General features: G+C 54.1%; 10 protein-coding genes and 1 pseudogene. 5 read left to right on the top strand and 6 right to left on the bottom strand.

Annotation, left to right across the window (positions count from 1 at the left end; all coding sequences use genetic code 11):
* Both ACR0CW_RS22645 and ACR0CW_RS22640 read left to right on the top strand, forming a co-directional pair.
* A partial coding sequence (locus ACR0CW_RS22645) for an integrase core domain-containing protein (RefSeq protein ID WP_480789526.1) occupies nt 1-158 on the top strand: 158 nt, incomplete at its 5' end.
* Nucleotides 159-165: 7 nt separating this feature from the next.
* The gene (locus ACR0CW_RS22640) at nt 166-561 is read left to right on the top strand and encodes a DDE-type integrase/transposase/recombinase (RefSeq protein ID WP_480789525.1); all 396 of its coding nucleotides are present in this window, start codon (nt 166-168) and stop codon (nt 559-561) included.
* Between the two features lie 163 nt (nt 562-724).
* Here the strand turns inward: ACR0CW_RS22640 and ACR0CW_RS22635 are convergent, their stop codons facing one another.
* The 6 genes from ACR0CW_RS22635 to ACR0CW_RS22610 all read right to left on the bottom strand — a co-directional run bounded on the left by ACR0CW_RS22635 (nt 725) and on the right by ACR0CW_RS22610 (nt 6,696).
* On the bottom strand, nt 725-2,368 hold the full coding sequence (locus ACR0CW_RS22635; RefSeq protein ID WP_480789523.1) for a phosphatase PAP2 family protein: 1,644 nt from the start codon (nt 2,366-2,368) through the stop codon (nt 725-727).
* Entirely contained in the window at nt 2,365-3,942 is a 1,578-nt protein-coding gene (locus tag ACR0CW_RS22630) for an ArnT family glycosyltransferase (protein ID WP_480789522.1), read from the bottom strand. Before ACR0CW_RS22630 ends, ACR0CW_RS22635 begins: the two co-directional genes overlap by 4 nt.
* A gap of 61 nt (nt 3,943-4,003) precedes the next feature.
* Nucleotides 4,004-4,333, bottom strand: a complete 330-nt coding sequence (locus ACR0CW_RS22625; protein ID WP_480789521.1) for a lipid-A-disaccharide synthase N-terminal domain-containing protein — start codon at nt 4,331-4,333, stop codon at nt 4,004-4,006.
* A complete protein-coding gene (locus ACR0CW_RS22620) occupies nt 4,330-5,070 on the bottom strand; it encodes a glycosyltransferase family 2 protein (RefSeq protein WP_480789524.1) in 741 nt (246 codons plus the stop codon). Before ACR0CW_RS22620 ends, ACR0CW_RS22625 begins: the two co-directional genes overlap by 4 nt.
* 253 nt (nt 5,071-5,323) lie before the next feature.
* On the bottom strand, nt 5,324-5,635 hold the full coding sequence (locus tag ACR0CW_RS22615) for a PepSY domain-containing protein (protein ID WP_480789520.1): 312 nt from the start codon (nt 5,633-5,635) through the stop codon (nt 5,324-5,326).
* Nucleotides 5,636-6,396: 761 nt separating this feature from the next.
* A complete protein-coding gene (locus ACR0CW_RS22610; RefSeq protein ID WP_480789519.1) occupies nt 6,397-6,696 on the bottom strand; it encodes a hypothetical protein in 300 nt (99 codons plus the stop codon).
* Between the two features lie 1,036 nt (nt 6,697-7,732).
* Between ACR0CW_RS22610 and ACR0CW_RS22605 the strand changes: the two are divergent.
* The 3 genes and pseudogenes from ACR0CW_RS22605 to ACR0CW_RS22595 form a co-directional block, all read left to right on the top strand.
* Nucleotides 7,733-8,760, top strand: a pseudogene (locus ACR0CW_RS22605) (IS110 family RNA-guided transposase); the annotation flags it as partial.
* Between the two features lie 1,968 nt (nt 8,761-10,728).
* Nucleotides 10,729-12,006: a HEPN domain-containing protein gene (locus tag ACR0CW_RS22600; RefSeq protein WP_480789518.1), complete on the top strand. Its 1,278-nt coding sequence runs from the start codon at nt 10,729-10,731 to the stop codon at nt 12,004-12,006.
* Between the two features lie 151 nt (nt 12,007-12,157).
* Nucleotides 12,158-12,766, top strand: coding sequence for an NYN domain-containing protein (locus tag ACR0CW_RS22595; protein WP_480789517.1), 609 nt, complete (start codon nt 12,158-12,160; stop codon nt 12,764-12,766).
* The last annotated feature ends 142 nt before the right edge of the window (nt 12,767-12,908 follow it).

The raw sequence follows: 12,908 nt of genomic DNA, 5'->3' as shown, positions 1-12,908 counted from the left end.
AACGCGATTACGTCCGCGTGACCCCGTTGCCTGACGCCGAAACCGTGCTGCCATTGATAGGAGACTGGATCGAAGACTATAACGAAAACCATCCACATAGCGGCCTGAAATGGAAATCGCCTCGCGAGTTCATCAGAGCCAAAACCGAAAACGCTTAGGTGTCCGCTGCAACGGGGGCTGAATCAACCCAGCACGACCCTCGATTCTATACTATTCAGACGCCGGAACAAAACTGCTGCAACGAAGCTCTTCGCACGCGCGCTAGAGGTAAATGGACCGCCAAGAAAAATAGTGATAGACAAAAGTGGCGCCAACGCGGCAGGTATCAAAGTCGTTAACAAGATGCTGAAAGGCTTTGGTTACCCGATACCGATAAAGATGGTGAGACAGACGTATCTCGACAACATTATTGCACAAGACCATCGTTTCATCAAGCGCCAGATCAGGCCCATGTCGAGTTTTGAGGCTTTCGATTCAACTGCGTCTGCCCTAGTTGGAAGCGAATTAGTCAACATGATCCGCAAAGGTCAATTCACACCCCGTCTCTCCCAGTTTCAGTAGTTTGTCCAACTGGTAGGATAGTCAACCCACACGTATTGTTGTGGGCAACACAGCCTTTGAATAATGCAGCACTGCCATGGCTAACTATTCATGGCAACAAAAGATGTTACTCCTTTGTTTCAAACTTATTGGTTTCGCATCACCATGAGAGGCCACAGACTCTTTAATGGTTGTCGCTGATGCGCGTCATCAATCGTCTTATGCCGAACCACAGCGGCGAGTTTTCAAAGACGCTAACGCACCACGAGCCCATCGCGCTACAGACACGTCCTGCGATGACGCCTGAAAGAAGAACGGCGCGAAACGCACGCCAAATATCCTGTAAAGCAGAGCGTGGTGTGAAAAACGACGCGAAAAGGTACGAACGTAAAACTGCAAAATCGTTGTTCAAGGTCTGTTTGTTTATTCCTTCGCGGTGTTTTTCGATCTCGAAAGTGTGATGCAGAACTATTGAAAGAAGCGCCATAAGTAGCGCAGCAAAAACGCTGTCGCTTAAGAAGTGCCGACCCGTCACGACATGCAAAGTGATGCCAATAACTGTGAAACTTCCAAGGGGAAGAAGCCAAGTCGCAGGCGCCTTGCGGATGATCGGCCACGCTAAAGCAGTTCCGACAAACAGAAGCGTCGCGATACCGCTGCCTTCAGCTGTTACAAACGAACAATTCTGTTCGCATTCATTCGCGAACTGAAACGGATAAGTATACGCAGCCCAGCCTCCGAACTCGTCCACATCGGCGGGTCTCGCCCGTCCCCAATGCGCCTTAAAAAGATAGTTGGCCATAAGACCTGGCCCTGCAACCATGGCAGTGAGCACAAATCCCCACACTGCCGGATTCACTCGAATTTTGTCGCGACAGCGCACGCTGACGTACCCAAGCAGACAGGCAGAGCATGCCGCGAATATGATAAGCCACCTATAGGTATATCTTAACGTGCCCAGCACAGGGTGGTTTTTCAGCCAGAAGCCATGGATATCATCAAAAAACACCCCGGATATGACAATGTCGATGTCGGGGCGACTGATGAACAGCACCAAAGCCCCTGTGGAAATGAAGAGAACCCCGATCAGGAGTTTGAGGCGCAGAACATCGTTGTCGACCGGGTCTCTGGGTGCTCGTAGGAACGGCTTGCCAAACTGCATGAAGCACCGTGCAGCCGCCACCCATTCAAGACTTTCCGGGGGCGGCAGCACGCGTTTTTCCACAAGACCGCGGAAAAGTAGGAAACTGATCCCTGCCCCTAAGGCAAGCCCTACCAAAACATCTGACACATAATGCGCGCCATCTAGTATGCGTGCGAGCCCGACGATCAGCGCAAGACCTGCGAATCCCAGACGGTATCTGGGAAACAACAACGCTCCGGCCATCGCGATTGCGCCGATGGTCGAGGAATGGCCTGAGGGAAAGCTGTTTTGCTTTGTGCTGAAGGCGAAAGGTTCAAAGCTATAAGCGCCTAACTGATCGAAAAGGCTGGGACGCGCGCGCCCAAGTCCGTGTTTAATCAACTGCACCACGAAACCGCTCAACAAACCGGCGACAAACAGCATGACCGCAGCCGTCAGAAGCAGTTTGGCATGACGTCGCATCACCGGGTCTGAACCGTTTTGCGCGATCAGCGCCATAACGAATGACCATATCAGCAGCACACACCCGCTCCACCTGCCATCACCCAGCCATGACACTGTTTTTCCGATGTCTTTCAGGGGTAATTCGCTCGCCCGGATGCTTGCAATTGCAGTTTCGTCGACTATAAAGGCGAGCGCCAGAAGGACCAGAAACCAGAGCCCATATGTATGAAGTTTTGTCATGACGTTTTATCTCCGCAGAGCGGCTCCTCGGCAGGGGTGCCGGGCGCGATGTAGAGTTGGAGCGTGATTGGGTCGCCTGTAGAGTAGTTGAGGCCAGTGATGGCTTGCGTGGTTAGAGGCGCATCTACTTTGATCCAGGCAATGGCAGTCGCGTTGGACGCAAGAGCGGCCAGAGCTTCATTTCGGTTAACCAGATGAGTGCTGGTTCCCATTCGGAAAACCGCACTGGGCTCGTGATAACCGGCGAGATGCAGCTCGCCGGTGTGGCACGCGGTTGCCGCGGCCAGCTTTTCCGAGATAAAGAGCTCGTTCAGGGTAGGAAGGGCGATAGCGAAGGTACCGACGGCCATAAGCGCACCGCTTGCGGTCAAGCTGACCACGCCGCGCAAGAGGTTTTCACGATAGAGCCACAGGATGCCGAACAATCCCGAGGCCAGGGCCGCCAGAACCAGAAGCGATGCAGCATAGTTGATGCCATTGCCAAGGTAGAACGGCCCAACCACGGCGATGGCGGAAAGCGCAGTCCCTGCAGTGCCCCAAAAGACGACACCGATATGTAGTGCAACCCTTGGCAGTCCCTCCAGTAATGCGGCTGCGCTTAGCAGCATGATCGCCGGGAACATCGGCAACGGGTAGTGCAAAAGTTTTGTAGGCACACATTCAAGCAGGACCCATGTGGGAAGAATCCAGCCGATCAGAAAAGCCACCTGTGGCATATGGCGTGCTTTGAAGGCAGCAATTACCGCCGCCGGTATCAATACGCACCAAGGCCAGGCAGTGAACCAGATGGTCAAAAGGTATGCGCCGGGCGGGACTCCGTGGCTTTCTTGGGCAGAACCGATCTTGGCCACAAAATCGCGTCCGATGGAGTCGACAAGAAAAGCACCTTCACTTTTCCAAACAATGGCGAAGTACCAGGGCAGCGCTAGCGCAAGCATCCAAACCAGACCAAGGAGCGGTCGCAAATCTCTGAGCCAGTTCGTTTTTCTGTGAACTACTGCGAGCCAGAGCACCGCACCCAATACGGGGCCAAAGATCAGAGGCCCTTTTATCAGTACGCCTGCAGCGAGCGCGGTCCAGAAGATGCCCGCAGTCCAGATCCCGCGTGCCTGACCGAGCCATGTCCGCGCAAGAGCGCCCATCGCCAGAATAACAGTCAGCAGAAGAGCCGCATCGGTTTTGGCTATCCGCGCCTCTGCCTGAAGCAGGAAGGTGGTGGCCAGCATAAGCCCCGCCAAGGCAGCAGCCGCGCCTCCAAAGAGCGGCAGGCCTGCCCAGTAGAGTGCAAGACAGGCAAGTGTCGCCGCAATGACGGAAGGAATGCGGTAGACCCAAATCTCGTTAGATCCGACCGCATCCAGAGCATGGCTCGCCGCGGTTTGGGCCCAATAAATGCCCACCGGTTTCTTGTAGCGCGTCTCATCCTGAAACCGTATGTCGATAAGATCACCGCTTACCGCCATTTGCTTGGAAGCCTGTGCATATCTCGCCTCGTCGCGATCGGTGACCGGTAAGCGGTCAATCCCGACAGAGAACAGCAATAGCAAGCAGATTGCACCTAAATGGCCAGCCACAGCGCGCGTGGAAAGGCCGATGAAGCCAAGTCGCCTATGTGTACGAGTGCCCACCATGCTGCTATGTCGCCGTACTGTCTAACGGAGGCTTCACAGTGCCCGCGCGATGGATTAAAATGAGGTTGCGCAAGTAGACCAGTAGCCCAAGCGATTGCCCGAGAATGAACACGAAGTCCTGTCGATAAATCGCATAGGTCAGCAGCAAGGACCCGCCAAGTAGCGACAGGTACCAAAACGCCAAGGGAACATAAGAATGGCCCGCCCGTTCCGAGGCGACCCACTGCACGATGAAACGGGCGGAGAACGACATTTGTGCAGTCAGACCCAAGACTACCCACCAGAACTCTGCCCAGTGGTCGATGGCAAGCAATGTAAATACTGTTTCTTTCAATGTGCTGCCTCACTGACATTTTTTGTTGTGCCCGCGAGAGAAATTCGTTTGCGTCGGCGGATCAGCCACGCAACGCCCAACAGGTCGGTCACCCCGACAAGTGCCCGGTGGAAATTGTTGTACTTGGATATGCCGCTCGCGCGCGGCCGATGTGTGACGTCCACATGCGCAACCTCCCACCCATCCCGTTGAAAGAGCGCTGGCAAATATCTGTGCATGTGATCAAAGTAGGGCAGCGCCAGATAGGCATCTCTGCGAAACGCTTTGAGACCACAGCCGGTATCGCGTGTGCCGTCTCTCAAAAGTGCGGCGCGGAGAATGTTTGCAAACCTAGACGCAGCACGCTTTGCAAAGGGGTCGTCCCGTTTTACCCGTTGCCCGGCAACCAGTGCAAGAAGGGAACCCTTCGGCGCTGCAAGGAGCGGTGCGACTGTTTTGCCAATTTGATCCGGCGGGTTCTGGCCGTCACCATCAAGTGTAACGATGAAGCGTCCGGCCGCTGATAGCACCGCACTATGTATCGCGGCAGATTGGCCTGCGGACTGAGCATGCGTGATGATGACGACGCGCGTGTCCTTATGTTCTGCCGCCCATGCAGCCAGCGCTTCCCCGGTATCGTCGGTGGAACCGTCGTTCGTGATGCAAAGCTCGAAGCTGTCAAATGCGCGCGCCGCAGCACGACAGCCATCCAAAATATCCTTGACAGCGGCCACTTCATTTTTCATTGGAATGACCACAGACAAAGGAATTTCAGCCGCCCCTGTGCGGGTCCGATTCGCTAGCACTGAAACATGCGCCGCGCCCTTCGTCGCGATCTGTTGACCTGCAGCTGTCCAAGATGTCTGAACCAAGCGTTCGTTTTCGTTGCTGATGTCTTTTTTGCCAACACAAGACGACGCCTGCCTCTCGCTATTTCTATTTTTGGAAACCCGCGCCTTGATTGTCGATCGGGCCTCGTCCTGCCCGACAGCCAATTGGTAAGCGCGATGCTCAATCGACCGGGTAGTTGCTGGGGTCATGATCAGTCCATGTGTTCAAGATTTTCTTGGTCTCAGCGTAGATTTTGAATTCGATCCCATCTTTCGCCTCATTTATTACTTCGAAGTCGCAAACCGTCTTGCCTTCGCACACATCGAAATCCGCTTCTCCAATGGCGCCGGGTTGGGACCGAAGCGCGATTGAGATCTCCTCTTCGGCGGTCGGCAAGCCCGTTGGTGACGCTTCATTTGTTTGCGCTTGCGACAAACTGGAAATAAACGCAAAGAAACCTGCGGTGTTGGCAACGTGGTAAATGGATTCCATAACGGCTGTTCCCTTCCAATCCGCTCAGACTTCAAAAGTGGCTAGATAACTGCGTCGGGGTCGTTTTCGACGGAGGCGCGACCGTTCCTGCTAGAACCGCAAGGCTTATAGCGCCCGAAGCCTCCAGCCCTTCAGATGCAACAAGGCCGAATGCTATAGGCAAGATGAGCGATGTGAGAGCTACACGCATACGGTGCTGCAGACGGATCATCGTCTCTCCTGTTTGTTTTCAACGATCAGAACTATAGTATTTGCAACTCACACAAGCCTGACACAGGGATTACAAATCTGTCATTTTCGGAACAAAGCGTTGTAACAGTGAGACCCTTGCCGTTCAGCCCGTCCGACAGCGACAGGACGGCATTGTGCAGATCCGCTACTACGCGCACCAAGGGAAGGCCAAGTCCATAGCCATCGTTTTATCGGGTGGACTGACACTGGTAGATCGGTTGCAGAAGCTTTTCCCGCTCTGCAAATGGTATGCCCGCTCCTTAATAACTGACGCACAATCGGTGCCCGTGCACGCGTGTGACAATCGTTTCGTTGTCTGCGCCTTGCCGCAAGATATTCTGGAGCGGGTTTGCAATAGCTTGCTTGAGCATGTCCCAGTTTCCGCGAATCCGTATGGGGACTTTCATGTGGAGCACGATTGATTGCCCTGCATCTTCGACAACGGCACAAAAGGTTTCGACCACATTATCTGCCAAGGCCGCCTAGTCGACGGGACCAAAACCCTCACGTCCAGCACCACTTTCGATCTGTTACAAGCGCAGTAGCGCGTCGAATGTTCCAGTTGTGCCGTCAACTTGCTCAAGCGATGCAGTCAGATCTTCAGCTTGAACCCTATATCCATGCTTCACAAATGCAGTGTGGCTCGCTTCAACCTTAGCGCGCAAACGGGCAAATGGAGTACGCAAATCATACGCGATGTTCGAAGATTGCACTCGCATCTGCGTCATAGCTTCCTCAAGCCTCTCCTTCGTGGTGTCGATCCGCGATGCAAGCAGACTTAAATCGTCATCGCCGTTGAGCGTGATGCTAAGACAGAGCTTGCCTTGCACAACCGCCGCCAACCATTCGCTGATCGTGTTGAGGCGCTTCTGGATAGACCGCCCGAGCCATAATCCCTCGAGGTCGGCAAGTTGGGTGTTATCGGGGATATGTTAGATAAGATCAGTATGATTGACCTTGTTGCATCCTGATTAACTAGGTCGCAGGCGCCCAGCTGCATGTGCAAGCTCATACAATCCCCGATTTTGGAGTGGTTATTGTGACGAATGTTGGGTCAAAACCTCATGAATTTTCATAAGAAAAACCCATCTAAAGCTCTGTTTTACAATGTTATTATACTTTTTCAGAGGTTGTTTTGGTAGGCTGAAACTCAACGAACAAGGGTAAATCACGATGTCCAAATTCCAGAATATCCCTGTACCGCGCCACACCCTGCCGACCCGCCGTCTGGCGGAAACCGGCTGTTCACAACGGCGGAAGGACACACGGTTCATCTGTCCATCGGATACGACCCCGCTGAACCTGATCGACCGCGCGAGGTCTTTTACTCAGGTGGTTTCAAGTCCGGTTCGCAACTGGAATTTCAAATGCAGGACTCTAGCATCCTGTTTTCGCTGTTGCAGCAACACGGGTTGTTGCTGCGTAATGGCAAAGTCAAGCAGCTTTTCGTTTAGGATCGAGGGCTTCACGCCTTTGCAACATCGTCCACAGGACGTTCACGCGGCGTCTTGCAAGCGCGAGCCTGATTGGCATGATCGCTGACAATTATGCAGGAATGCGTAATCACCGCAGAGGCCGCCAATACCTGACAGGTTTGGTCGGCGGCCAATCTCTATGTTCAGTTCAAGCGCGACCAGATGGGCAGATGGGTAACAAACGCGAGACCCCATTCTATTGGCGGCCTGAAATCAATGATGTTCAGCTAAGCACTAAACCTGATGAGAAAGAAAGATACCGTAAGGGACTTAGGGCGATTCGGATAGGCTTTTTGCTTGTTTGCTGGGTTGATGTGGAGTGCCGTTGCCCTTGATGCGCTGATCGCGCGTCTACGAGGTCGCATTGTGGCATGCGCCCCAGTTCCTAGGAATGGAAGTGCAACAACATGGAATTTACATCGGATTGGACGTATCACTGAAAAGCACGGCAATTTGTGTACTGGGACCTCAAGGCAAAATAGTTCAAGCGTTACAAGCGGAGAGTGATCCAGAGGTTCTGGTGAGTGCAATCAACTCGCTTTCATATCGGATTGCCGCAATCGGACTTGAAGCCGGCCCGCTTTCACAATGGCTAAGCAAAGGAATCGAGGAGGCTGGATTTAGTGTGGTCCTTATGGAAACACGTCAGGTGAAGGCAGCTTTGAAGGCAATGCCGATCAAGACCGATCGTCGTGATGCGGAAGGCATAGCCAGACTGTTGTAGATGGGCTGGTACAGACCTGTGCACCGTAAATCTGTATCGTCTCAGGAGATCTGCGCCTTGTTGACAGCCCGTAAGTCTGTTCAACAGGCCATCATCAATATTGAGCTTTCGATGCTTGGTGTTCTCAGGAACTTCGGTTTGAAACTCGGACAAGTTACCCGGATTCGCTACGAGGCCCGTGTGCGGGAATTGGTTGATGAGAATGCGATGCTGTCGGCTGCAGCGCTTCCACTTCTTCGCGCCCGGGACTTCCTCAGGGATGAATTGGCAGGATTGGATAAACAGATCACGGGGTTGGCAAAGCATGACGATGTCTGCCGCCTGATGATGACAATGCCGGGTGTTGGGCCCATCGTGGCTTTGACGGTGAAATCTGCGATCGACGATCCCTCCAGGCTCGCGCGCTCAAAGGAAGTGGGTCCATGGGTGGGTCTGACGCCGCGACGAAACCAATCCGGAGAAAAAGATATCGTCGGGCAGATCACGCGCGCCGGCGATACAGGTTTGCGAACGGCCTTGTATCGGGCGGCAATGGCCTTGTTACGCCGCGGGTCACCAAACTGGCTGCAGGCTTGGGCATTAAGGGTGGCCACAGGCGCGGCAAGAAACGGGCCCTGATTGCGCTTGCCCTGCAGGACCGCTGGGATATCTCCGCGACTGTGAAACAGGCGGTTGCGCGGGACGGTGGTTTCTTCACACGAAGCGGCTTGTCCCGTGACGTGGCCGCGCAGGCAGAGAAGCTTGCGTTCGATCGAGCGGGACCAGGTTCAAACGGCCGTGCATTGCCTGCAGCTGTTGTTCTGGCGCGCGGTGCGGCGCTTGCCGAGATTCGGGGCGAGACCGCTTTGGTGGATCACTTCCGGCGCGGCCTCGATCTCTACGCGGATCGCGCCGCCGCCGCCCGCTCAGGCCCGGGGATCGCGTCGATCGAACCGCGCACCGTCGAGCGTTTGCCGCAGGCCCCTGCCCTTGCTGAAGAACGTCGGCCGGCACCGCGACGCCGCGCACCGATCCGTGTCCCGTGCCTCAGAGGTCTGGGCAATCTCAATCCATATAGTGAAGCCGTTGTTGCACGGCGTTTGTTCAATGCGCTGGTGCCCTCCAAGCCCCGCGCACCTGGTTTCTTTGAATCCTTCGTGAAAGCATATGAGGAGCATAGTCCCCGCATGGCCGCTGATACTGATACCCGCCTCTCCCGGTCCCGTTCCGGTGATCTGATCGTCGAGACCGGCAAGCCGTTTGCACCTGAAGAACTGGCGCAGAACCAAAACAGCCCCACTCCCGCGAAACCTCTGGCACCGCATATTGACCAAGCCAGTGTTGCGCGCATGAGCCGTGTTGTGAACGACGCGCTGATGGCCGGCATCAAACCTGAAGAGTTCGATGCTCGCTTTGAACGCGTTCAGAACATGACCAAACCCGGCGAGATCGAAGTGATGGCGCACAAACGCATTGCACAGGAGCAGGCGGATTACCTGAAGGGCAAGCCCGGGGTCATTTCCTCACCGCAGGCGGTCTATAGCGATGATCCATATCGCGAGGCGATCATCGACCAAGACCTGCTGGGCAAGATCCGCCATGAAGCGAAAGAGGCGCAAATCCTCTTCGACGGTGAGACTGTAAAGGATGCGGTCGCGCAGGCCCTGAAAATCAAGCACCCCGATATGCCCGATCATCTCGCCAGCGGGCTTGGTCAGACCTATGCCACAGCCTTGCGCATTCATGATGACGAGGAGCTGGCGCGCACCGGACAGCGCCGGAACATCCATACCCGGCCGCGCCTGGGTCATCTGTCCCGTTCGCTGGCCTCGGCCGTCACCCGACATATCCGTGGCGACAACCCGGTTCATGATCTGGATGATCTGCGTGGCGATATCCGCCGGGTGCTGTCAGACGGTACGCGTTATGCACCAAAAGATCCGGGACAAATCGCAAAGGCTGCGCGTGAGATTGCCCGCCAGCGCCACATCAACGGGATCAAGATCGATGTCGTTGGCAAGGTGCTGAAGGACAACGGCGTGCGTGAAGCCAGCAACGGCTACTATGTCACCCGGGCCGTCCACAATAATCAAAACCCGTTCGAAGATGTCCTGCCGAAGCTGGCTCCGAAGTTCGATGCGGAGCTGCAGGCGCGGATCGAGAGGATGAAGCCGACCGATTTCAAACCCGATGAGGCTGACAAGGCGATTGCCCGCGCTACAGCATTCCTGCCAGCCAGCTATCCGGATCAGGGCAAGCATGTGGCCAAGGTCATCGTGCGCGCCGCCGCTGCCCGGGCTCTGCCGGAGGCGGAAGAGATCCGCAGGGAGCGAAAAGAACTGATCAACGATCTGACCAATTGGAACGCACTTGGTGAAGACAAACAGAAAGCGGCCGTCGAGCGTCTCTACAACGCCTTCACCCACAGGGAGATCGAGCAGCTGTCCGACCCGCAAAGCCCATTGTCCCGCTCGATGCCCGCCCTGCCCCAGCAGCCTCAGGGCTTCCGAGCTGGCCTGATTGATATCTTCCGGTCTGACACATCGCTGTCCCGGCCCTGGTCCAATCGCCATGACGAATTGTCGAAAGACATCTCCCGTGGTGTCGATCGGAACCGCAGCTACGAGGTGGATTGATGCTAAGGCTGCCGACGGCAACACGTCGACGCAAAACAGGGAAGTAAGATGGAATCGGAGAAAGGAACTGTGTTCCAGAAAACAGAGTTTGAAGGCAGGATTTCCACCGAGGACTTGGACGAGCCTATCACATTCGTAGCGTATGCCGGTGATGATTGTCGGCTCAACATCGATCCGTTGATCGTACCGGGCAATGTCTATCTGGCCCTGACCAATTCGATGGGTAAACCTGGTGGTCAATCTGAACCTGTTAAGCTCGTAGGCACGAGCAGTGATGGCATTAAGTTCTTTTCCGAGAACATGAGAGTGCAAGGTTTCAGGGCAAACACAGATGGTTTCCAAATCCAGCTTGCTGCAGACGAAGCGTCTATAACACTTCCTCGGGAAGCGGGTTCAGAAACCGACCACGTAAGCCTGATACTGTCGCTTCGTGGCTTCAAGAGTTTCCGCCCAAACCCTGTTCAAGCAAAGCTGGGAAGAGTCATCGTTAAGGGTGGCTACAAGGCAATACCCGCCGATGATGTGAGTGGAGCGATCATCATTCAATGTGGTGAAGATCTGCCTTCAGAGAGTTGGTACCAGGATGCTAGGTCACTGGCCAAATTCGTATTGAGTGGACTTCAGTTTGGGCATGGAGGTCGGATACACGTGCCTTTGATCCAAGAGTATCGGCCGGACAAAGTCGTTGCGACATTTTACAGTGGATCCGGTCGTATTGCCCATCTGCCTGCCATACATCTTTTGGATCAATCAGAATTCATTGCTGCCCTGGTCGCGCGGTTTGAAAGTGACGATCCATTCCCTGATGACGTCTGGCAGGCGGTTGGTTGGCTAAACAGTGATACCACAATCGATGAAATTCGCTATCTTACGCTCATGACTGCGGTTGAAACGCTTCTGGACAGCCTTGTTCCGGACGCCCCCTCGACCTTGATCCCAAAGGAAAAGTTCAAACCGCTCCGAGAAGCACTCATTCAAACATTGGGCGAATTCGAACTCAGCGATGAAGAGAAAAGTGTCTTCGAAGGCAGCATCAAGGGTATTAACCGAGCGCCAATTTCTCGAAAACTCAAAGCCTTGATAGAAAAGTACGGTCTCTCACCCAATGACTTTGATGACGACATGATCCGACGGCTGAACAAACAGCGCAATTCGATTACACATCGAGGTAAAGCACTGGACGGTGAAAACCTGTGGGATAGCATCTTGTACGCTCGCGAACTGATCGCGCTGATTGAATTTGCAGAGTTGCGCTACATGGGGAGCTACCAAAGATACGCCGGCGGTCACGAGCAGAGATCACTGTCAGCCCAAGTTCCTGTTTAGGTTGCGTTTTCGAGGCGCGTTGCATTAAGTTTCAACTACGCGTTGACATGGCGCGTAGAAATGCTAATTAAGGCTTATCCAACCGGTGGGGTTCGCGCCATCGGATAAGCCGCTCGAAAGGGCGGCTTTTTCTTTTCCAGGAAGGGATTTTATGACGGTAAAACGCGTTGCAGTGTATGTTGATGGTTTCAATCTCTATCACGCTCTGGATGCACTGCGGATCAACCACTTGAAATGGCTTGATCTATGGGCCTTGTCAGAAAAGATTGTCCGCAATGACGAGCAGGTGTTCGCCGTTAAATACTTCTCTGCGTATGCGAAATGGCGTCAAAGCAGCTACAGGCGCCATCAAATCTACGTTGATGCTCTAACAGCAAAAAAAGTTGACTTCATCGAAGGCCGATTCAAAGCCAAGAAAAACAAGTGTAAGGCTTGTGGCGATGAATACACTTCCCACGAGGAGAAAGAAACAGACGTCAATATTGGCGTTCACCTGATGGCTGATGCACTAAAAGATCGATTTGACCGCGCCTTGGTCATCTCGGCTGATACGGATCTAAACGAAGCCGTCGCACTCACCAAAAGAGAGGCACCCGGCAAACTGATTGACATCGTAGCGCCACCAAAACGTAAAAACCGCAATTCCCGAGCGCTTTTTGAAATCACCAAGGGCCGGATCTCAGCCTCGTTGTTGCCAGCCCAGATCACACATCAATCTCGCATTATTGTCCGTCCCAGCGAGTATGATCCTCCAAAATGACTTTTGCGGCTGATGTAAAATCCTGAAGCGAACAAGAATAGCCGATTAAACTGAATTAGTCTCGATGTTATCTGACACCGCCCCCAATTTTTCAAATTGGATTGGGGGCGGTGTTTCCCTTGAAGGGAGATGGTTGTCCGTT

The organism is Ruegeria sp. CH6, assembly GCF_056537005.1.
The sequence above is the reverse complement of the archived record's forward strand: the minus strand, read 5'-3'. Positions and strand labels throughout refer to the sequence as shown.